15 protein-coding genes and 1 pseudogene are annotated in these 21,446 nt (G+C 72.1%); 14 read left to right on the top strand and 2 right to left on the bottom strand.

Features of this window, described 5'->3' with window-relative positions; translation table 11 throughout:
- Window positions 1-80: 80 nt before the first annotated feature.
- The 3 genes from ychF to ABT015_RS17645 all read left to right on the top strand — a co-directional run bounded on the left by ychF (window position 81) and on the right by ABT015_RS17645 (window position 1,883).
- Entirely contained in the window at window positions 81-1,154 is a 1,074-nt protein-coding gene (gene ychF / locus ABT015_RS17655; RefSeq protein ID WP_350879940.1) for a redox-regulated ATPase YchF, read from the top strand.
- Window positions 1,155-1,350: 196 nt separating this feature from the next.
- Window positions 1,351-1,632, top strand: coding sequence for a type II toxin-antitoxin system Phd/YefM family antitoxin (locus ABT015_RS17650; protein ID WP_350879939.1), 282 nt, complete (start codon window positions 1,351-1,353; stop codon window positions 1,630-1,632).
- Window positions 1,629-1,883: a Txe/YoeB family addiction module toxin gene (locus ABT015_RS17645; protein ID WP_350879938.1), complete on the top strand. Its 255-nt coding sequence runs from the start codon at window positions 1,629-1,631 to the stop codon at window positions 1,881-1,883. The genes ABT015_RS17650 and ABT015_RS17645 overlap by 4 nt, the downstream gene beginning before the upstream one ends.
- A 261-nt stretch (window positions 1,884-2,144) precedes the next feature.
- Here ABT015_RS17645 and ABT015_RS17640 read toward each other — a convergent pair whose 3' ends face one another.
- Window positions 2,145-2,810: an HAD-IA family hydrolase gene (locus ABT015_RS17640; protein WP_350879937.1), complete on the bottom strand. Its 666-nt coding sequence runs from the start codon at window positions 2,808-2,810 to the stop codon at window positions 2,145-2,147.
- A 57-nt stretch (window positions 2,811-2,867) separates the two neighbouring features.
- Window positions 2,868-4,015: pseudogene (locus ABT015_RS17635) on the bottom strand (dihydrofolate reductase family protein).
- A gap of 160 nt (window positions 4,016-4,175) precedes the next feature.
- On the opposite strand from ABT015_RS17635, the gene ABT015_RS17630 reads away from it, so the two are divergent.
- From ABT015_RS17630 to ABT015_RS17580, 11 genes are all read left to right on the top strand, one after another.
- Window positions 4,176-4,994 (top strand): methyltransferase domain-containing protein, encoded by an 819-nt coding sequence (locus ABT015_RS17630; protein WP_350879936.1) that lies wholly within the window; start codon window positions 4,176-4,178, stop codon window positions 4,992-4,994.
- A 208-nt stretch (window positions 4,995-5,202) separates the two neighbouring features.
- Complete coding sequence (locus tag ABT015_RS17625) at window positions 5,203-6,642, top strand: DUF4190 domain-containing protein (protein ID WP_350879935.1); 1,440 nt, start codon at window positions 5,203-5,205, stop codon at window positions 6,640-6,642.
- Window positions 6,643-6,838: 196 nt separating this feature from the next.
- Window positions 6,839-7,021 (top strand): SPOR domain-containing protein, encoded by a 183-nt coding sequence (locus tag ABT015_RS17620; protein ID WP_350879934.1) that lies wholly within the window; start codon window positions 6,839-6,841, stop codon window positions 7,019-7,021.
- 10 nt (window positions 7,022-7,031) lie between these two features.
- The gene (locus ABT015_RS17615; protein ID WP_350879933.1) at window positions 7,032-7,448 is read left to right on the top strand and encodes an NUDIX domain-containing protein; all 417 of its coding nucleotides are present in this window, start codon (window positions 7,032-7,034) and stop codon (window positions 7,446-7,448) included.
- Between the two features lie 179 nt (window positions 7,449-7,627).
- Window positions 7,628-10,384, top strand: a complete 2,757-nt coding sequence (locus ABT015_RS17610) for a SpoIIE family protein phosphatase (RefSeq protein ID WP_350879932.1) — start codon at window positions 7,628-7,630, stop codon at window positions 10,382-10,384.
- Between the two features lie 254 nt (window positions 10,385-10,638).
- A complete protein-coding gene (locus ABT015_RS17605; RefSeq protein WP_402454706.1) occupies window positions 10,639-13,248 on the top strand; it encodes a SpoIIE family protein phosphatase in 2,610 nt (869 codons plus the stop codon).
- Between the two features lie 103 nt (window positions 13,249-13,351).
- Window positions 13,352-15,181, top strand: a complete 1,830-nt coding sequence (locus ABT015_RS17600; protein WP_350879931.1) for an ABC transporter family substrate-binding protein — start codon at window positions 13,352-13,354, stop codon at window positions 15,179-15,181.
- A 272-nt stretch (window positions 15,182-15,453) separates the two neighbouring features.
- Entirely contained in the window at window positions 15,454-17,358 is a 1,905-nt protein-coding gene (gene typA / locus ABT015_RS17595) for a translational GTPase TypA (protein ID WP_350879930.1), read from the top strand.
- A 429-nt stretch (window positions 17,359-17,787) separates the two neighbouring features.
- On the top strand, window positions 17,788-19,425 hold the full coding sequence (locus tag ABT015_RS17590; RefSeq protein WP_350879929.1) for a peptide ABC transporter substrate-binding protein: 1,638 nt from the start codon (window positions 17,788-17,790) through the stop codon (window positions 19,423-19,425).
- Between the two features lie 140 nt (window positions 19,426-19,565).
- Window positions 19,566-20,492: an ABC transporter permease gene (locus ABT015_RS17585; RefSeq protein ID WP_350879928.1), complete on the top strand. Its 927-nt coding sequence runs from the start codon at window positions 19,566-19,568 to the stop codon at window positions 20,490-20,492.
- Window positions 20,485-21,429, top strand: a complete 945-nt coding sequence (locus ABT015_RS17580) for an ABC transporter permease (RefSeq protein ID WP_350879927.1) — start codon at window positions 20,485-20,487, stop codon at window positions 21,427-21,429. The genes ABT015_RS17585 and ABT015_RS17580 overlap by 8 nt, the downstream gene beginning before the upstream one ends.
- The last annotated feature ends 17 nt before the right edge of the window (window positions 21,430-21,446 follow it).

Raw genomic sequence — 21,446 nt, 5'->3', positions numbered from 1 at the left:
CGTGAGGCGCTGCCCGTAGACTTGGGGGTCGGCCCGCACGGTGCCGACCCAACTCCTCCAAGCCCACGGGACTGCGCTTCATGTCGCTCACGATCGGAATCGTCGGCCTGCCGAACGTCGGCAAGTCGACCCTGTTCAACGCCCTGACCAAGAACGACGTGCTGGCGGCCAACTACCCGTTCGCCACCATCGAGCCGAACGTCGGCGTCGTCGGTGTCCCGGACGCGCGGCTGGCCAAGCTCGCCGAGATCTTCGGCTCCCAGCGGATCCTCCCGGCCACCGTCGACTTCGTCGACATCGCCGGTATCGTGCGCGGCGCCAGCGAGGGCGAGGGACTGGGCAACAAGTTCCTCGCCAACATCCGCGAGTCGGACGCGATCTGCCAGGTCGTGCGTGCCTTCACCGACCCGGACGTGGTGCACGTGGACGGCAAGGTGTCGCCCAAGGACGACATCGAGACCATCCACACCGAGCTGATCCTGGCCGACCTCCAGACCGTCGAGAAGGTCCTGCCGCGGCTCCAGAAGGAGGCGCGCCTGAAGAAGGAGACCGCCCCCGTGCTGGCCGCCGCCGAGGCCGCGCAGGCGGTCCTGGAGACCGGCAAGACCCTCTTCGAGGCCGGCTTCGACACCACCCCGATCCGTGACCTCCACCTGCTGACCGCGAAGCCCTTCCTCTACGTCTTCAACGTGGACGAGGCCGAGCTGGCCGACGAGGACTTCAAGAACCTCCAGCGCGAGCTGGTCGCCCCGGCCGAGGCGATCTTCCTCAACGCCAAGATCGAGTCCGAGCTGATCGAGCTCGACGACGACGAGGCCCTGGAGCTGCTCCAGTCGATGGGCCAGGAGGAGCCCGGCCTCGCCACCCTCGCCCGGGTCGGCTTCGACACCCTCGGCCTGCAGACCTACCTCACCGCAGGCCCCAAGGAGACCCGCGCCTGGACCATCAAGAAGGGCGCCACCGCCCCCGAGGCCGCCGGAGTCATCCACACCGACTTCCAGAAGGGCTTCATCAAGGCCGAGGTGATCTCCTTCGCCGACCTGGTCGAGACCGGCTCCATCGCCGAGGCCCGCTCCAAGGGCAAGGCCCGCATCGAGGGCAAGGAATACATCATGCAGGACGGCGACGTGGTGGAGTTCCGCTTCAACGTGTGATCAAGCTATTGCTGCATGTCATTTAATTTGGCAAACATGCAGGTCGGAGAGGGCTGGACTCCATGGGGTCCAGCCCTCTCCTTGTTCTCGCGCTGACTCGGTGCTGACTTTCGGGGACCCTTCCGGTGTCGGTCGTCCGGAAGCCCTGTCTGAGTGGTACGTTATTTGGTACCACTCGCCAAAGGGGGTACGCGTCATGTCCATCACCGCGAGCGAGGCCCGCAGGGATCTCTTCCCGTTGATCAAGAAGGTCAACGAGGACCACGACGCGATCGAGATCGTGTCCAAGCACGGAAACGCCGTGCTCGTCTCCGCCGAGGACTACGCCGCCCTGCGCGAGGGCTCGTACCTGCTGCGTTCGCCGGCGAATGCCCGTCGCCTGCTCAAGGCGTACGACAATGCGCTGAACGGTATAGGGCTCTCCGAGCGTGTGCTCATCGACCCCGACTCGGCTGATGCCGGGCGGGGTGCCGAGTGAGGCTCGTCTTCGAAGAACAGGGCTGGGACGACTACACGTCCTGGCTCAAGAGCGATCGCAAGATGCTCGCCCGGATCAACAAGCTCATCGAGGACGTCCTGCGTGACCCGTTCGCCGGGATCGGCAAGCCCGAGCCGCTGAAGTACCACCTGCCAGGGGCCTGGTCGCGGCGGATCGATGACGAGCACCGGCTCGTCTACCTGGTCACGGACGAAGAGATCATCGTCCTCGCCGCCCGGTACCACTACTGACCCTCCCCTGTCCGGGCGCGCTGCACATGGCCTGGTTGTTCGGGCGTGCAGGTCGGAAGGGGGTCGGGCTCTGTCGAGTCCGACCCCCTTCCGTGTCGCGGTGCTGGACGGGTGCTGGTGTTCTGGCGCCGGGTCCGCGGTCAGCGGGCCTCGTAAGCGGTGGATCGATGTCCCCCGTGGACGACCCGGATCACCAACTCCCCGTCGTCGATCGTGCAGACGGCGTGGTCGGGCGGCCTCGCAGTCGGGCGGCCGGATCGGTCAGGGGTGGATGGTGACGGTCAGGGTGCCGTCCGGGGTGGTGGTCACGGTGACGGCGGCGAGGGTGTCGGCGTGGGCGTCCGGGTGGTGGGCGGTGGCGCGGGGGCCGATGCCGATGACGCGGATGCCGGCGGCCCGGGCGGCTGTGATGCCGGCGTCGGAGTCCTCGAAGGCGAGGCAGTCGGCGGGGGTGAAGCCGAGGGCGGCGGCGCCCTTGAGGAAGCCCTCCGGGTCGGGCTTGCTGGCGCCGACGGACTCGGCGGTCACCAGGACGGGCGGCAGCGGCAGGCCGGCGGCGCCCATCCGGACCCGGGCGAGCGCTTCGTCGGCGGAGGTGACCAGGGCGTGCGGCAGGCCGTCCAGGGCGGCGAGGAAGGCGCCGGCGCCGGGGATCGGGACGACGCCGTCGGTGTCGGCGCGTTCGGCGGCGAGCATCCGCTGGTTGTCGGCGAGGTTGAGTTCCACCGGGCGGTCGGGCAGTAGTTCGGCCATCGTCGCGTGGCCCTGGCGGCCGTGGGCGACGGCCAGCACGGCGACGGGGTCGAGTCCGTGCTGCTCGGCCCAGCGGTGCCAGCAGCGCTCGACCACGGCGTCGGAGTTGACCAGGGTGCCGTCCATGTCGAGGAGGAGGGCGCGAGCGGTCAGCTTGAGGGGTGTGGCGGGCATGGGGCTGCTCCTCGGGCAAGGAAGGACGAGCTCTTTGTTCCCCGATGATACAAAAGATCAGCCGAGCAGGTGGGCGTTGACCGTGCGGGCCGCCTCGGCGAGCTCCGGCAGCTCCACCACCTCGACCCCGGCGGCCGCCAGCAGGGCCGTGCCCTGGCAGTCGGTGACGAACAGGTCCGGCTCGCGCCAGGCCACCACGACCCGCGGCACGCCCGCCGCGATCAGCAGCCGGGCGCACGGCGCGGGCCGCGAGGCGCGCTGTCCGCACGGTTCGAGCGAGCTGTAGACGGTCGCCCCGCGCAGCCGAGGGTCGCCGGCCGGGAGCTTGCCGAGGGCCGCCTCCTCGGCGTGGTCGTGCGCGTCGCCCTCCCGGCTGTAGCCCTCCGCCAGCACCTCGCCGTCGGCGCCGACGATCACCGCGCCGACCGAGAAGGCCGTCGCGGACGGCGGGCAGCGGCGGGAGAGCTCGACGGCCCGGCGCAGGTGGTCGAGGTCGGTGGTCACGGGACGGGCTCCGGTCACGGGGCGGGCTCCTTCGGGGCGTACCTGAGCAGGACGACGTCGCCCACCGTACGTGCCTCCAGCAGGCGCATCCGCCGGGCCGGGCCACCCGGGAACGCGGCCGGGCGGACGAACCGCGGCGCCTCGGCCTGGCCGACCAGCAGCGGGGCGACCGCCAGTTGGAGCTCGTCCGCCAGGCCCTGGGCCAGGAACTGGGTGTGCACGCCGCCGCCGCCCTCGACCATCAGCCGGCGCACCCCGCGCGCGCCCAGATCGTCCAGCACCACGCCGAGGTCCACCTCGCCGCCGAGCGCGACCACCTCGGCCAGCCCGTCCAGGCGGGGCCGCAGCGCGGTCGCGCCGGCGTCCGTGGTGTAGGCGAGCCGGGCGCCGCCGGTGTGCCAGAAGCGCAGGCCCGCGTCGAGCGCGCCGCTCGCGCTGAGCGTCACCTTCAGCGGGTACTCGGCGCGGCCGTCCGCGAGCCGGGCGGCCCGGCGTGCGGGGTCGTTGACCAGTAGGCGCGGATTGTCGGCGCGCAGCGTGTTGCCGCCGACCAGGACGGCGTCGGCGGCCGCGCGTTCGGCGTCGACCCGGTCGAAGTCGGCCCGGTTGGAGAGCAGCAGGCGGTCGGGGGAGGCGTCGTCGAGGTGGCCGTCGAGGGACATCGCGGCGCTCAGCAGGACGAAGGGGCGCTGGCCGGGCATGGGCGGGGGGACCGTTCTGTCGGGTGCGCCCCCACGGTACGGCCGACGGGGGTGCTGCGGTCGCCGGATGATCGACAGGTGAGACGAATCTTCTCGAAATGCGGAACGTCCACTAGCGTCGGAGGCGTCGCGGAAACCGACCACTCCCCAGGGGGACACCATGACCGGACAGCAGCCCGAGACCGTCTACACCCACGGCTACCAGGAGGCCGTGCTGCGCTCGCACCGCTCCCGGACGGCGGCCGACTCGGCCGCCTACCTGCTGACCGAACTGCGCCCCGGGCAGGCGCTGCTGGACATCGGCTGCGGGCCCGGCACGATCACCGCCGACCTGGCCGAGCTGGTCGGCCCGGGCGGTCGCGTGGTGGCCGTGGACACCTCCGCGGAGGTGCTGGAGCAGGCCGCCGCGTACGTGGCCGGCCGGGGCCTGTCCAATGTCGTGTTCGAGGTCGCCGATGTCCACGGACTGCCCTATCAGGAGGGTGAGTTCGACGTGGTGCACGCCCATCAGGTGCTGCAGCACGTGGCCGACCCGGTGGCCGCGCTGCGCGAGATGCGCCGGGTCGCGGCGCCTGGCGGTGTGGTCGCGGCCCGGGACGTCGACTACGCGTCGATGACCTGGTTCCCCGAGGCGCCCGCGCTGGACCGCTGGCTGGAGCTGTACGAGCGGATCGCCCGCGCCAACGGCGGTGAGCCGGACGCCGGGCGGCGGCTGCTGTCCTGGGCGCGGGCGGCGGGCTTCACCGACATCGCCGCGAGCGCCACCACCTGGACGTACGCGACGCCCGAGCAGCGCGCCTGGTGGGGCGGGATGTGGGCGGACCGGGTGACCGGCTCCGCGATCGGCCGGACGGCGGTGGAGCGGGGCTTCGCGGACCAGGCCGAACTGGCGCGGATCGCGGCCGGCTGGCAGGAGTGGAGCGCCGCCGGGGACGGCTGGTTCTCCATGCTGCACGGTGAGATCCTGGCGCGCGGCTGACCGGGGGCCGGGCCGGCGACGGGCTGAGGGCGGGGCCGGGCGGCGGGGCGGGCGAAACGGTCGCGCGGGCGTTCGGAAAGATCGGGTAAAGTCGCGCGTCCGCTCGTACCGGGGCCGTTCGGGCCCGTCCGGCCCGCTGCTGGAGGGGGCGAGCCGACGAGTCGAGCTGTCGAGTCGATGCCCGTACCGGCGGGCCGGGGGAGTCCACGTGTCCAAGCCTGCGTCCGAGCGGCCCGCGCCGGGGCCGGAGTCGCCCGCGGTCGATCCCCGCACACCGGCCCACGAGGCCGCGCCGGCGAAGCCGGCCGAGCGGGCGGGGCAGTCGGAGCAGCCGGAGCGGGCGGACCAGCCGGAACAGCAGGCGCAGCCCGGCCCCGCCGCCCCGTCCGCGCCCGAAACCGCCCCGCCCGTGCCGCCCCTCCCGCCCGCGCCCGCCAACCCGTGGGCCGCGCCCCTGCCGTCGCAGTCCCGGTCGCAGGCCCCGCCGCAGCCCCCGCCCCCGCCGCTGCCCGCCGGCGGCTGGGCGTCGGTGCCGCCCGCCGCGCAGTCAGGCCTCCGGCCCGGTCTCCGGCCCGGTCTCCAGCCCGGTTTCCCTTACCCCCCGCCCGCCCCCGTCACCAACGGTTTCGCGGTCGCCGCCCTGGTGACCGGCCTGATCGTGGTGGCGCCGGTGGCCCTGGTGTTCGGCATCATCGCGCTGGTCCAGATCAATCGCCGCAAGGAGCGCGGCTTCGGCATGGCGGTGACCGGCCTGGTGCTCGGCGTGGTCGGTACGGTGCTGCTGTCGCTCGTCGTGGCCGGTTCGACCTTCGAGTCCCCCGGCGGCGGCCGGTTCGGCCAGTCCGTGAAGGCCCCGGCCGGGTCCGTCCCGTGGGCCGCGCTGAAGTCCGGGGATTGCTACAACACCCCCGACAACGGCAGCCGGGCCGACCCCGAGGGCGGCGACGAGACGCTCTACTGGGTCCGCCGGGTGCCGTGCTCGGCCCCGCACCACGGCGAGGTGGCCGGTACCGTCCGCATCCCGGCGAGCGACGGCCCGTCCTACCCGGGTGAGGCGACGGTCCGCCTGCGGGCCGCCGAACTGTGCCGCACGGTGCTCGACGACTACGCCCTCGACCAGTGGGCGATCCCGGACGGCATGGACGACGTCTACCTCTACCCGACCCGGGGCAACTGGAGGTCCGGTGACCGCTACGTCACCTGCGCGTTCGAGGACCGCGACGGCGAGCACCTGGGGACGGTCCGCACCGACCGGGGCAGCCTGAACCCCGCCCAGCTGGCCTACCTGGAGGCCGTCCGGGGCTTCAACGACGCCTACGCGGAGCAGCCGAGCAAGGGCTTCGCGGACGCGTCGACCGAGTACCGGACCTGGGCCCGGCGGATGTCCACCGCCTCCCACGCGGAGGCCGCGGCGCTGAACAAGGCGTCGGTGGCGTGGCCGGCCGAGGTCAAGCCGGCGGTCCGCAAGCTGGCCGCGGCCCAGGAGGCGGCCGCCACCGCCTGGGACGCGGCGGCCTCCGGTGACGACCTGGAGGGCGACGTCCGGCGGGCCCGGGCGCTGGTGACCAAGTCGGTGCCGCTCAGCATCGAGATCCGGCGCGGGCTCGGCCTGTCCACCGGCGAGCAGGTGCCCGACCTCCAGGTCTGAGCCGCCGAGGGGTCTGTGCCGCCGACGGGTCTGTGCCGCCGACGGGGCTGATCCGCCGACGGGTCCGAGCCGCCGGGCGCGGCCGGGTTACCCGCCGTTAACCGCACCCGTACCTGCCGGTAGCGAGCCGCCCGTAGCGTCGTGGGGGCGGATCCCCGGCCCGACCCCCACGCAGGCCGGGGATACGCTCCCCGCCATGAGCGCATTTCGGGTGATGCGGCAGGACGACAACGGCAACCGCTTCCTGGTCGCGGCCGGGCTGGACCGCGTCGCGGCGGAGCGGCTGGCGGCCGAGTTCGAGGCCCGTGGCCACAAGCAGCTGTACTGGGTCGAGGCCGAGGCCGCCGCTGCGGACGGCGAGGGGTCGGACAGGACCTAAGGTCGGGCCCATGGACAAGGCGAGCGAGAACCCCGTCGAGCCCCGGATCGTCGTCGGCGGCGCCCTCATCCACGGGGGCCGGGTGCTCGCCGCCCGGCGCAGCGCGCCCGCGGCGGTGGCGGGGCGCTGGGAGTTCCCGGGCGGGAAGGCCGAGCCCGGCGAGACCGAGGCGCAGGCGCTGGAGCGGGAGCTGCTGGAGGAACTGGGCGTCCGGGCGCGGGCGCTGGAGCGGCTGCCGGGTGCGTGGGCCGTCCGGCCGGGTCTGGAGCTGCGCTTCTGGGCGGCCGAGCTGCTGGCCGGCGACCCCCGTCCGCTGGAGGACCACGACGAGCTGCGCTGGCTCGGCCCGGCCGAGCTGGACAGCGTCGACTGGATCGAGCACGACCGCGACGTCCTGCCGCACGTCGCCCGGTTGCTCGACGCATAGGACGGCCTGAGCCGGTGTGCGACGCGCAGGGTACGGGGTAGGTCAATCAGACAAGACGACCCAGCAGCCGGGATAGCCTGGGTTCTGCTGGGTATGTCACTTTTCGGCACTATTCGTCACCATCGGTGAGCCGCCCCAGCCGGCGACGCCGATCCCGACCAGAGCCGGAGGCCCCGTCGGTGTCGAGTACCGGGAACGGCGGCGGAGGAGCACGGCGGACAGGCGCCGCGGGGAGCGCAGCCGCCCGCGCCCGGCTGCGCCGGGGCGCCCGGCCCGCCGCCCCGCAGCCGCCGGCCGGCCGCCGGCGGCGGGACGCCGCCGACGCCCCCGAAGCCCTGAGGCCCGCCGACCAGCCGGCGCCGACCCTGGCCGTCCCCGTCTCCGACCCGGGCCCCCAGCCCGGCCTGCGCAGCCGGCCCACCCGGCCGTTCCCCGGCGGGCCGTCCGACGCCCCGTACGGCACCGGCGCGCCGGCCGAGGGCAGCCTGCTCGACATGCTGAAGGTCGCCATCGCGATCCTGGACACCGCGGGCCGGGTGGTGCTCTGGAGCCCGGCGGCCGAGGAACTGCTCGGCTGGCCGAACGAGCTGCTGGTCGGCCGCCGGATCGACGAGCTGATCCCCGACCAGGAGCAGGTCGGCCGGATCCGGGCCGCGATCCAGGACACCCTGCGCCACGGCCGCTGGGCCGGCAACGCCGAACTGCGCGACCGGGACGGCGTGCCGATCGCGGTGGACGCCCGGATCTCCCTCCTGGTGGACGGCGACGGCACCCCGTTCCTCCAGGTCAACATGGCCGAGGCGGCCGCCGTCCGGGCCGTCGAGCACGACCTCGCCGTCCGGGACGCGCTGTTCGAGCAGTCCCCGCTGGGCATCGCGATCATGGACACCGAGCTGCGCTACACCGCCGTCAACCAGACCCTGGCCGAGATGAACGGCGTCGCCCTGGAGGACCACGTCGGCCGGACCACCGGCGAGACCCTGCCCGAGCGGGCCGCCGACGAGGTCACCGCGATCCAGCGCCAGGTGCTGGCCACCGGCGAGCCGGTCATCGACGTCACCCTCGCCTCCCCGGTCACCGCCCGTTCCGGCTACCGCTCGATCTCCTACAGCCGGATGACCGACCGCTCCGGCCGGGTGCTCGGCATCTCCGGCACCGTGATGGACGTGACCGAGCGCTACCGCGCCGTCGCCAAGGTCGAGCACGCCCGGCGCCGGCTCTCGCTGCTCAACGAGTTCGGCTCCCGGGTCGGAGACCTGCTCGACGCCGCCCGGATCGCCCAGGAGCTCGCCAGCTCCGTCGTCCCCCGGCTCACCGACCACTCCGCGGTGATCCTGCTGCAGGCCGTCGCGCACGGCGACGACCTGCCCCGGCACGGCCACGACCGCCGCACCTCGCTGCTCCAGCTCGGCACCGCCTCCGTCCAGGACGGCCCCGAGGTCGAGGTGATGCTCCGCCGCGGCGCCCGGATCACCTTCGCCGAGGACTCCGCCTGCGGCCGGGTGCTGCGCACCGGCGTCCCCGAACTGCTCTCCGGCGCGGACCAGCTCGACGAAGTGACGTACCCCGGCGACCCGAAGACGCAGGCCGCCCACGACCTGGGCGTGCACTCCATGCTGGTCGTCCCGCTGCGCGCCCGCGGCATCGTGATCGGCCTGCTGCTGGTCAGCCGGGCCGGCTACCGGGAGGGCTTCGACCGGGACGACCTGGCCTTCACCGTCGAGCTGGCCGACCGGGCCGGCAGCTCGCTGGACAACGCCCGGCTGTACGCCCGCGAGCGCACCGCGGCGCTCACCCTCCAGCGCACCCTGCTCCCGCAGCAGGTCCCGCAGCCCACCGGCGTCGAGGTCGCCTACCGGTACGTGCCCGGCAGCAGCGGCGCCGAGGTCGGCGGCGACTGGTTCGACGTCATCCCGCTGCCCGGCGACCGCACCGCGCTGGTGGTCGGCGACGTGATGGGCCACGGCCTGCGGGCCGCCGCCACCATGGGCCGGCTGCGCACCGCCGTCCGGGTGCTGGCCGCCCTCGACCTGCCGCCGGACGTCCTGCTGCGGCACGTCCACGAGCTGGCCGACGACCTGGCCCAGGGCCCGGACGAGGCGCTGCTCGCCACCTGCGTCTACGCGGTGTTCGACCCGGGGACGGCCAGACTGACCGTCGCCAAGGCCGGGCACATCCCGCCCGTCCTGGTGGTGCCGGGCGAGGAGGGCGGGGAGCCGACCCGGACCGGTGGCCCGCTGCACGGCGGCGCCGGCCGGATCCTCGACCTGCCCTCCGGTGCCCCGCTCGGCGTCGGCGGCGTCCCGTTCGAATCCGTCGAACTGAAGATCCCCGAGGGCAGCCTGCTCGCCCTGTGCACCGACGGCCTGGTCGAGTCCCGGGACAAGGACCTCGACGTCGGCCTCGGCCGGCTGGTCACCGTGCTCCAGGAGTCGCACGCCTCCATCCAGGCCGCCTGCGAGGCCGTGCTCGACACCATGGAGCAGGGCCGCGAGCCGGACGACGTCGCGCTGCTGCTGGCCCGGCTCGGCCACGGCCAGGCCGGCACCCCGACGGCCGGCTGGACCCTGCCCGCCGAGCCCACCGCCGTCTCCCGGGCCCGCCGGCTGGTCCGCTCCACGCTCGCCGAGTGGGGTGTCGAGGAGCTCACCGACACCGCGGAGCTGCTGGTCAGCGAGCTGGTCACGAACGCCGTCCGGTACGCCAGCGCCCCCATCGGCGTGCGGCTGACGCTCGGCGAGACGCTGCTGGTCGAGATCTCCGACCCGCTGCCCGAGCCGCCCCGGGAGCGGCACGCGGCCGAGGCCGACGAGGGCGGCCGGGGCCTGGAACTGGTCCGCCGCCTGGCGCTGCACTGGGGTGCGCGGGCCGAGGGCATCGGCAAGGTGGTCTGGTTCGAGCAGGCGCTGCCGGGTAATGAGCCCGACGAGTCATAGGGAGCGCAGCGGGTCGGGGGCGCGAGCCCGAGCGGGGGCGAGGAGGGCGGGACCGCATATGCCAGCAGGTGGCCGGGGGGAGCGCGCAGCCCGGAAGGGGGCGCGGACGTGGCATTGTGGTTGCGCGGGCGGTAGGACAAAAACCTTCGCCCGATCTGATGTTGTGATGTTGAGGGCGTGTGAACGTACCCCTCGATGATGAATACTCGGTCTTCTCGACATCCGGACGGTCGCGGGTTGGAGGGGTCGGTCCGTTGAACAGCACCCCGGCGCGGAACGCGCCGAGCAGCAGCGGTCATGCTGTCGTGCCCGGGCAGGCCGGTTCACCGCACCTGCCCGTACCGGCGGACCCGCCCGACGCCGGCCCCGTGGGCCCCGGTCACCACCCGGGGGCCGCGGGCCACCCGTGGGGCGCGGGCGGCCCCGGGTCGATCTACGACTACATCCGGGTCGCCACCTTCACCATCGGCCCCGACGGCCGGATCAGCCAGTGGAGCGAGCGCGCCGCCGAGTTCTTCGGCGTCCCCGCCCCCGACGCCGTCGGCGCCGATCCGATCACCACCTTCGTCCCCCGCGAGCTCTGGCAGCGCGGCCGCGCCCGGCTGGAACGCGCCCTGGCCGGTGAGGAGTGGGTCGGCACCACCCCCTACCGGGACGCCGTCGGCGGCGAGGGCCTCGCCGAGCTCTACCTGATGCCCGACAGCGCCCTGCCCGCCGCCGGCGCCACCTGCCTGGCCGTCGACCTCGGCCGGCTGCGCCGGGTCGAGACCGACCTCGCCGCCTCCGAGGCCGTCTTCGGGCAGACGCCCACCGGCTTCATCCTGTTCGACGACCGGCTGCGCCTCCAGCGGGTCAACGACGCCTTCGCCTCCGGCATGGGCCTGGTCCCCACCGACCTCGAAGGCCTCACCCCGCACGACCTCTTCCCGCCGTCCGAGGCCGACCGCCTCACCGCCGCCCTGCGCAAGGTCCTCGCCACCGGCGAGCCCGTCTTCGACCTGCGCTTCCACGGCGCCGTCCCCACCCGCGAGGGCAACCGGCTCTGGGCCGTCTCGCTGTACCGCCTCAACGGCGCGGCCGGACAGCCGATCGGCGTCGCCGGGCAGGTCTCCGACGTCACCAGCCGGCACGTCGCCGAGCGCGAGGCCGACGGCGTCCGCCGCAACCTCGCCCTGCTCAACGAGGCCAGCGCGCACATCGGCTCCACCCTCGACCTGGAGACCACCGCCAAGGAACTGCTCGACGTCGTCGTCCCGCCGTTCTGCGACCTCGCCACCGTCGACCTGTACACCGCGCTGCTCTCCGGCGAGTCCGTGCCCAGCGCCGGCCGGCTCGGCGACACCGTGCTCACCGACGGTAGCGGCGAGCTGCGCCGGGTCGCCGTCTCCAGCGTCATCGGCGGCGCCTCCTCGGTGCTCGGCTCGGTCACCGGCCTGCCCATCGCCGAGGCCGGCGGCACCCTCTGTTACCCGCGACGCTCCCCGCACGCCCGGGCGCTGCGCACCGGGCGCAGCGTCGTCCCCGAGCCCGGGCCCGACCCGCTGTTGCGCTCCACCCTGATCGTCCCGCTGGTCGCCCGCGACCAGGTGCTCGGCCTCGTCCAGCTCTCCCGCGCGATCGGCAGCGAGCCCTTCGACGCCCGCGACGTCGCCATCGCCGAGGAACTCGTCGCCCGCGCCGCCGTCTGCATCGACAACGCCCGGCTCTACCGCCGCGAGCACGAGCGCGCCCTGATCCTCCAGCGCAGCCTGCTGCCCCCGGGCAACCCGGCCGCCAGCGGTTTGGAGATCGCCTGCCGCTACCTGCCCAGCAACAACAACACCGAGGTCGGCGGCGACTGGTTCGACGTCATCCCGCTGCCCGGCAACCGCACCGCCCTGGTCATCGGCGACGTGATGGGTCGCGGCCTGCGCGCCGCCGTCGCCATGGGCCAGCTGCGCACCGCCGTCCGCACCCTCGCCATGCTCGATCTGGAGCCCGGCGAGGTGCTCACCGCCCTCGACGAGATCGCCCGCGGCCTCGGCGGCGACACCGTGCCGGCCGGCCCGCCCACCCCGTACGGCCGGCTCACCTCCGCCGCCGACGAGGAGGCCCGCGAGGTCTACCTGGCGACCTGCGTCTACGCGGTCTACGACGCCGTCACCCGGCGCTGCTGGATCGCCAACGCCGGCCACCTGCCGCCCGTCCTGCTCAGCCCCGGCGAACCCGCCCGGATGCTCGACGTCCCGCCCGGCCTGCCGCTCGGCGTCGGCGGCGAGCCCTTCGAGGAGGTCGAGCTGACCCTCCCGGACGGAGCCATCCTCGGCCTCTACACCGACGGCCTGGTGGAGAGCCGCAAGCACCAGCTGGACGAGGGCCTGCGCGGCTTCCGCACCGCGCTGTCGGCCAAGGGCAAGGGCCTCGAAGAGCTCTGCGAGCACGTCCTCGGCGAGCTCAACCCGCACCACGGCGAGGACGACATCGCCCTGCTGATGGCCAAGGTGCACGCCTTCCCCGAGGACGCCGTCGGCAACTGGTTCCTGCCGCCCGAGCCCACCTCCGTCGCCAAGGCCCGCGAGCTGGCCTGCAGCTGGCTGCTGACCCGCGGCCTGGAGGAGCTCGTGGACACCACCGAGCTGCTGGTCAGCGAACTGGTCACCAACGCGCTCAAGCACGGCCGGGGCGAGATCCGGCTACGGCTGCTGCGCGATCGCGGCCTGGTCTGCGAGGTCTGGGACGACGGCTACGCCCAGCCCCGGCAGCGGCGCGCCCAGGAGACCGACGAGGGCGGGCGCGGCCTGCAACTGGTCAGCCTGCTGGCCGAGCGCTGGGGCAGCCGGCGGACGCCCAAGGGCAAGATCGTCTGGTTCGAGCTGGGCCTCTAGGCCCGGCCCAGGACGGTCGCGGTTCGGCCGTCCGGGTGCAGTCGGCGGGCGGTCCGCCGTGTCGGCCCGGGCCCGGGCGCCCGGACGGCGTTCCATGGCCGCCATGCGCGTCCGCCAGCTCACCTCCGCAGCCGTCGCGCTGCTGCTCGCCGCCGGCCTCGGCGGTTGCTCCGACGGCCCGGATCCGGCCCGTACCCCCGACCCCGCGCCGGCCTCGGCCGACCGCACCTCCGGCACCGGGGACGTCCGGGTCGCCGACCGCACCGCGGTGCGGGGCGGCGGCAGGCTGCGCTGGGCCGTGGACGGCGTCCCGGCCACGCTCAACGTCTACCAGGGCGACGCGACCGCCGACTCGGCGCTGCTCGCGCACGCCCTCTACCCCTCGCTGTTCCGGCCCGACGGGCACGGCCGGCTCGTCCCCGACCCGGACTACCTGGCCGGCGCCGAGTCCACCCCGCCCGGGCAGCAGCCGCAGGTCGTCACCTACCGGCTCAACCCGCGCGCGGTCTGGAGCGACGGCACCCCGATCACGGCCGCCGACCTGACCGCCCAGCGGGCCGCCCTCTCCGGCCTCGACCCGGCCTACCAGGGCGGCCACCCGGCCGGGTACGACGCCATCGACGCGATCGCCCAGGGCGCCGACCCGCACGAAGTCCGGGTGACCTTCCGGCGCCCGTACGCCGAATGGCGCTCGCTGTTCGGCCCGCTCTACCCGGCGGCCGAGACGGCCACCCCGGCCGCGTTCAACCGGCCGCTGACCGGCGGAGAGCACCTGAGCGCCGGGCCTTACACCGTCTCCGGGTACGACGCCGCGGGTGGGCAGGTCGTCCTCGCCCGCAACCCGCGGTGGTGGGGGGACCAGCCGAAGACCGACCGGATCGAGTTCATCGCCGCGCCGCCGGAGGGCCGGATGGACGCGCTCGACCAGAACCGGCTGGACATCGCCCCGCTCACCGCGGCGGTGGACCAGGCGGTACCCGCGCCCGCTCCGGCCGCCTCCGCCACGCCGACCTCCTCCCCGGGCACCTCGGATACGCCGACCGCCGAGGCGGCGCCCCCGCCCGCCGCGCCCGAGGCCGCGGCGTTGGCCCTGCGGCGGGCCGAGGGACTGCACGGCGTCATCGTGCACCGGGCCGTCGGCGCCTCGCTCACCCAGCTCACCCTCAACTCCGCCCACGGCCCGCTCGCCGACCCGGCCCTGCGGCTCGCCCTGACCCGCGCCGTCGACCGGCGGCGGATCGCCGACGCCGCGCTCACCCCGCTCGGCCTGCCCGGCGCCCCGCTGGGCAGCCACCTGCTCGCCGGCGACCAGGACGGCTACCGCGACAACAGCGCGGCCGCCGGCCCGGCCGACGCCGCCCGGCTGTTCGACGAGGCGGGCTGGAAGCGGCCCGACACCGGCGGCACCCGCACCAAGGACGACAAGGAGCTCACCCTCACCCTGCTCGTCCCGGCCGGTTCCGCGACCGCCAAGCGCACCGCCGACGCGCTCACCGCCGACCTCGGCGAGTCCGGGGTCGAGGTGAAGGCCGTGACCGCGTCCGCCGACACCTTCGTCCAGGAGCAGCTGGCCGCCGGGGAGTACGACCTCGCCCTGTTCTCCTGGCCCGCCGGCACCAGCCCGGCGAGCGAGCAGCGGCCCGTCTACGCCAAGCCCCGGCCCGACGCCGACGGCACCCTCGACGTCGGCAGCAACTACGCCCGCAGCGGAACCGAGGAGATCGACCGGCTCTTCGACCGCGCCACCGCCGAGCTCGACCCGGCCGCCCGGCTCGGCCTGCTCCAGGAGGCGGACGTGCGGATCTGGCAGCTCGGCCACTCGGTGCCGCTCTACCAGCGGCCCGAGCTGGTCGGCGTCCGGGCGGGCGTCGCGGGCGCCGGGGTCTGGGGGTACGGCTGGCCGCGCTTCCAGGACGTGGGCTGGAGCGTGTGAGCCCGTTCCCCGGGCCCGCCGGAACCGGTCGGGAAGCGAACACCGGGTGACGAACGGGTGGCCTGGCTGTGATCTTGATCCCGCCCGACCTGCCCGTTTCTGCTCACCTGGGCGCTTCCCCGTACGATAGGAGGAAGCCGAGGCATGTCCGTTGCCACGGCGGGTGGACCGGTAGTAGCAGGCGGAACGGGCGGCGGCGATCCAGAGGGATCGCTGGTCGGCGTCTCGCGGCCGGGCGCCGTAACCCACGATTCCAGGAGAATCCGCTAGGCATGCCCACGCGCAACGACATCCGCAACGTCGCTATCGTCGCCCACGTCGACCACGGCAAGACCACTCTGGTCGACGCCATGCTGAAGCAGGCCGGCGCCTTCGCCGCCCACCAGCACCTGGACGACCGGATGATGGACTCCAACGACCTGGAGCGCGAGAAGGGCATCACCATTCTCGCGAAGAACACCGCCGTCAAGTACCACCCGAAGGATGGTGGCGCGCCCATCACCATCAACATCATCGACACCCCGGGCCACGCCGACTTCGGTGGCGAGGTCGAGCGCGGCCTGTCGATGGTGGACGCGGTCGTCCTGCTGGTCGACGCCTCCGAGGGTCCGCTGCCGCAGACGCGCTTCGTGCTCCGCAAGGCGCTCACCGCCCGGCTGCCCGTCATCCTCTGCATCAACAAGACGGACCGCCCGGACTCCCGGATCGACGAGGTCATCAACGAGACCTACGACCTGTTCCTGGACCTGGACGCGGACGAGGACCAGATCGAGTTCCCGATCGTCTACGCCTGTGCCCGTGACGGCGTCGCCTCGCTGACCAAGCCGGAGAACGGCACCGTCCCGGCCGACAGCACCAGCCTGGAGCCGTTCTTCTCCACCCTGCTGGAGCACGTCCCGGCCCCGACGTACGAGGCCGACGCGCCGCTCCAGGCCCACGTCACCAACCTCGACGCCGACAACTTCCTCGGCCGCATCGCGCTGCTGCGCGTCGAGCAGGGCGAGCTGCGCAAGGGCCAGACCGTGGCCTGGATCAAGCGCGACGGCACCATCTCCAGCGTCCGCATCTCCGAGCTGCTGATGACCGAGGCGCTCACCCGCAAGCCGGCCGAGGTGGCGGGCCCGGGTGACATCTGCGCCGTCGCCGGCATCTCCGAGATCATGATCGGCGAGACCCTCGCCGACCCGGAGAACCCGATCGCGCTGCCGCTGATCACGGTGGACGAGCCGGCCATCTCGATGACCATCGGCACCAACACCTCGCCGCTGGTCGGCCGTGGCGGCAGCGGCAAGGGCGCGGACGCGAAGTCCAGCGGCAAGGTGGACCGCAAGGTCACCGCCCGCCAGGTGAAGGACCGCCTGGACCGCGAGCTGATCGGTAACGTCTCGCTGCGCGTGCTGGAGACCGAGCGCCCGGACGCCTGGGAGGTGCAGGGCCGCGGTGAGCTGGCGCTGGCCATCCTGATCGAGACCATGCGCCGCGAGGGCTTCGAGCTGACCGTCGGCAAGCCGCAGGTCGTCACCAAGGAGGTCAACGGCAAGACCCACGAGCCGGTCGAGCGCCTCACGGTGGACGTGCCGGAGGAGCACATGGGCGCGGTCACGCAGCTCATGGGCGTCCGCAAGGGCCGGATGGACAACATGTCCAACCACGGCTCGGGCTGGGTCCGGATGGAGTTCGTCGTCCCGTCCCGCGGTCTGATCGGCTTCCGGACCGAGTTCCTCACCAGCACCCGCGGCACCGGCATCGCGCACTCGATCCACGAGGGCCACGAGCCGTGGTTCGGCACCCTGACGACCCGCAACAACGGTTCGCTGGTCGCCGACCGGTCCGGCGTGGTCACCGCCTTCGCGATGACCAACCTCCAGGAGCGCGGCGTGCTCTTCTGCGAGCCGGGCACCGAGGTGTACGAGGGCATGATCGTCGGCGAGAACTCGCGCGCCGACGACATGGACGTCAACATCACCAAGGAGAAGAAGCTCACCAACATGCGTTCCTCGAACGCAGACGTGGCCGAGTCGATCGTCCCGCCGCGCAAGCTCTCGCTGGAGCAGTCGCTGGAGTTCTGCCGCGAGGACGAGTGCATCGAGGTGACCCCGGAGACGGTTCGCATCCGTAAGGTCGTCCTCGACGCGAAGGACCGCGGCCGCACCGCCTCGCGCGCCAAGAAGGCGTGATCCGGACGGCTTGACCGGCCTTTGGCCGGAATGCTTCGCCCCCCTTTCCGATGGAGAGGGGGGCGAACTTTTTCAACTACTCCAAGTTGTCGACGGGCGTATTAACGGAATAGCGCTCATCACTCCCAGGTGTCCGCTGAGCGAACGTGACAGTTCGTCATTCATGACGACTGTCCGTTTGGTGCCTGTCTGGCTATGTCTCTTATGTCCGGTTTTCGAAACTTACCGACTGTTCATGTGACCTAATTGAGATCGTCACTGGTCACTTTCGTGTCCGTGCGTGACGGATAGTGGGTGCAGTCAGGCTCGGGTCAAGGGTGACGCGCAGGGGTGCGCGCCGAAACCACGAGCGCGGACGGCACAGCGGGCCAGGTAACACCCGTCCGCAGTGCCCTCCTCGTTGCAACGTCGAATTCAGGAGGCACACCGATGCGTGGTGGGAGCCAGGCCAAGTGGGTTGTCGCAGCTGTTGCGGTCGCCCTCGCCGCGACTGCTTGTAGCAGTGGCGGTTCCACCGGTGGGAGCAGCTCCGATGGCGCTGCGGTCAACGCCCAGGGCGTGTTCAGCTACCAGAGCGGCGAGCCGCAGCGTCCGCTGCAGCCGGCCAACGCCATGGAGAACCAGGGCGGCCGCATCGTCAAGCAGCTCTTCCAGGGCCTCGTCGACTACGACCCCGCCACCGGCGCCCTGCGTAACCAGGTGGCCGACAAGATCGATACCACTGACGCCAAGAACTACACCGTCACGCTGAAGTCCGGTTGGACCTTCCACGACGGCACCCCGGTGACGGCCAAGTCCTTCGTGGACTCCTGGAACTGGTCGGCGAACACCAAGAACAACCAGATCAACTCGGACTGGTTCTCCGACATCGTCGGCTACGAGGCCGTTCACCCGGAGAAGGGTGACCCGACCGCCGACACCATGTCCGGTCTGAAGGTCGTCGACGACACGCACTTCACCATCGAGCTGACCAGCCCGGTCTCGTACTTCACGTACAAGCTCGGCTACTCGGCCTTCTACCCGCTGCCGACCGGGTTCTTCTCCGACCCGGCGGGCTACGGCCAGAAGCCGGTCGGCAACGGCCCGTACAAGTTCGTGTCGTGGGAGCACAACAAGGCCATCACCCTGGCCGCCTACGACAAGTACGCGGGCGTCAACAAGGCCAAGAACGGCGGCATCGTCTTCCGGAACTACACCTCCGGTGAGGCCGCGTACAAGGACCTGATGTCGGACACCCTCGACGTCCTGGACCAGGTCGACTCGACCGACCTGCCCAAGTACAAGGACGACCTGGGCAAGCGCGCGGTCGACCAGCCGCAGGGCGCCATCCAGAACATCTCCTTCGCGCTGTACAACGCCGACTGGAACGCTCCGGAGAAGGCCAAGGTCCGCCAGGGCCTGTCGATGGCCATCGACCGTGACACCATCACCAAGACCGTGCTGAACGGCACGCGTCAGCCCGCCGACGCGTTCGTGGCGCCCGGCGTCATGGGCTTCAAGGCCGGCAGCTGCGGCGACGCCTGCAAGTACGACCCGGCGAAGGCCAAGCAGCTCATCGCCGAGGGCAACGGTGTCCCCGGTAACAAGATCACCATCCTGTACAACTCCGATGGCGGTCACAAGGAGTGGGTCGACGCGGTCTGCAACTCGATCCGCCAGGCCACCGGCGTCGAGTGCCTCGGTGACCCGAAGCCCGACTTCAAGACCTCGCGCGACCTGGTGACCAAGCGTCAGGTGTCGAGCATGATGCGTACCGGCTGGGTGCAGGACTACCCGCTGAACGCCAACTTCCTGCGCGACGTCTACGGCACCGGTGCCGCCGCGAACGACGCCGGCTACTCCAGCCCGGAGTTCGACAAGCTCTCCAAGGAGGCCGACGCGGCCACCTCGGTCGAGAAGACCGCGGAGCTCTACCAGCAGGCCGAGGCCGTCCTGGCCAAGGACATGCCGGCCATCCCGCTCTGGTACTACAAGACCAGCTCCGGCTGGTCCAACAACGTCCAGAACGTGAAGTTCGACTCCTTCGGCAACCCGGTCTACACCGACGTCGAGGTCAAGAAGAAGTAATCGGTCGGCACCGCCTGACCCGGTGACAACGGCCGGTGCCCGTCCATCCCCACAAGGGCGAGGACTGGCACCGGCCGTTGGCACGCCGACTTATCTCTGGCCGGGATGACGGGCCCGGCAGAGTCATACATGGAGGCACGATGGGGCGCTTTGTCGCGAGGCGACTGCTCCAGATGATCCCGGTCTTCTTCGGAACGACCTTGCTCATCTTTGTCATGGTGCACTTGCTGCCGGGTGACCCGGTGGCAGCGATGTGGGGCGACAAGGCGCCGGACCCGGCCCAGCTCGCCGCGCTGACCCACCAGATGGGCTTCGACAAGCCGTGGTACGGGCAGTACTTCGATTACATGGGGAAACTGCTCACCGGTGACTTCGGAACCACCCTGGCCGGACGGCCGGTGCTCGACGTGATCACCGAGGCGCTGCCGGTCACGGTCCGGTTGGCGCTGCTGGCCTTCGCGATCGAGATCGTGCTGGGCGTCTCTGTCGGCCTGTTCGCCGGTCTGCGCCGCGGCAAGGCGTTCGACAAGGGCACCCTGGTCATGACCCTGCTGCTGATCTCGATCCCGGTTCCGGTGCTCGGCTTCATCTTCCAGACGATCTTCGCGGACGACCTGAAGTGGGTCACGCCGACCGTCCAGGACTCGAACGACATCACCCAGCTGATGCTGCCGGCCATCGTGCTCGGCTCGCTGTCGCTGGCGTACGTGGCGCGCCTCACCCGTACTTCCATAGCCGAGAACATCAAGGCCGACTACGTCCGCACCGCGGTGGCCAAGGGCCTGCCGCGGCGCAAGGTGATCGGCACCCACCTGCTCCGCAACTCGATGATCCCGGTGGTCACCTTCCTCGGCACCGACCTCGGCGCCCTGATGGGCGGCGCGATCGTCACCGAGGGCATCTTCAACGTCAAGGGTGTCGGCAACGCGCTCTTCCACGCGATCAACCTGAAGGAGGGCACGACGGTCTCCGGCTTCGTGGCCTTCCTGGTGCTCGTGTACCTGGCCGCCGGCCTGATCGTCGACCTGCTTTACGCGGTCCTGGACCCGAGGATCCGTTATGCCTGACCTGACCGAGAAGAAGACGGCCGAGGAGATCCCGGCCCAGCGCGGCGCCGACGCCCCGGCGGCCAAGCCCGAGAAGGCCCGCAGCCTCGGCTCCGACGCCTGGCACGACCTGCGCCGCAAGCCGATCTTCGTGATCTCCGCGCTGCTGATCCTGCTGCTGATCATCATCGCGATCGCCCCCGGGCTGTTCACCTCGGCGGACCCGCGTGCCGGCGACCTGCGCGCGCACTACCTGACGAAGCCGAACTACAGCCACTTCTTCCAGGCCGACTGGTTCGGCTACGACCTCCAGGGCCGCAGCATCTACGCCCGGGTGATCTACGGAGCCCGCGCCTCGGTCGTCGTCGGCATCTGCGTCACCGCGGGTGTGACCATCCTCGGCAGCATCACCGGCATGCTGGCCGGCTACTTCGGTGGCTGGGTCGACACGCTGATCTCCCGGGTCACCGACATCTTCTTCGGCATCCCGCTGCTGCTCGGCGCCCTGGTGATCCTCAACGCCTTCACCTCGCGCACCATCTGGAGCGTGGTGTTCGCACTGGTCGCCCTGGGCTGGACCCAGATGACCCGTGTCATGCGCGGTTCGGTCATCACCATCAAGCAGTCCGACTTCGTGACGGCGGCCAAGGCGCTCGGCGCCGGCACCAGCCGGATCCTGTGGAAGCACATCCTGCCGAACGCGGTCGCCCCCGTGATCGTCGTCGCCACCATCGCGCTCGGCGGCTACATCGCCACCGAGGCGACGCTGAGCTTCCTCGGCATCGGACTGCAGGACCCGACCATCTCCTGGGGCATCGACATCAACACCGCCCAGAAGGTGATCCGGACCGCTCCGTTCGCCCTGTTCTTCCCCGCCGGAATGCTGAGCCTCACGGTTCTGGCCTTCATCATGCTCGGCGACGCGGTGCGCGACGCCCTCGACCCGAAGCTCCGCTGAGAGAAGAGGTGACGACC

The organism is Kitasatospora sp. NPDC094016 (assembly GCF_040304045.1).
GTDB lineage: Bacteria > Actinomycetota > Actinomycetes > Streptomycetales > Streptomycetaceae > Kitasatospora.
This window is presented reverse-complemented; position numbering and strand designations above follow the sequence as displayed.

Bases quoted from the DNA above. Each gene is read 5' to 3' on its own strand.
- ychF (WP_350879940.1), top strand. From the start codon at position 81: ATGTCGCTCACGATCGGAATCGTCGGCCTGCCGAACGTCGGCAAGTCG.
- ABT015_RS17650 (WP_350879939.1), top strand. From the start codon at position 1,351: ATGTCCATCACCGCGAGCGAGGCCCGCAGGGATCTCTTCCCGTTGATC.
- ABT015_RS17640 (WP_350879937.1), bottom strand. From the start codon at position 2,810: ATGCCCGCCACACCCCTCAAGCTGACCGCTCGCGCCCTCCTCCTCGAC.
- ABT015_RS17630 (WP_350879936.1), top strand. From the start codon at position 4,176: ATGACCGGACAGCAGCCCGAGACCGTCTACACCCACGGCTACCAGGAG.
- ABT015_RS17620 (WP_350879934.1), top strand. From the start codon at position 6,839: ATGAGCGCATTTCGGGTGATGCGGCAGGACGACAACGGCAACCGCTTC.
- ABT015_RS17615 (WP_350879933.1), top strand. From the start codon at position 7,032: ATGGACAAGGCGAGCGAGAACCCCGTCGAGCCCCGGATCGTCGTCGGC.
- ABT015_RS17600 (WP_350879931.1), top strand. From the start codon at position 13,352: ATGCGCGTCCGCCAGCTCACCTCCGCAGCCGTCGCGCTGCTGCTCGCC.
- typA (WP_350879930.1), top strand. From the start codon at position 15,454: ATGCCCACGCGCAACGACATCCGCAACGTCGCTATCGTCGCCCACGTC.
- ABT015_RS17590 (WP_350879929.1), top strand. From the start codon at position 17,788: ATGCGTGGTGGGAGCCAGGCCAAGTGGGTTGTCGCAGCTGTTGCGGTC.
- ABT015_RS17585 (WP_350879928.1), top strand. From the start codon at position 19,566: ATGGGGCGCTTTGTCGCGAGGCGACTGCTCCAGATGATCCCGGTCTTC.
- ABT015_RS17580 (WP_350879927.1), top strand. From the start codon at position 20,485: ATGCCTGACCTGACCGAGAAGAAGACGGCCGAGGAGATCCCGGCCCAG.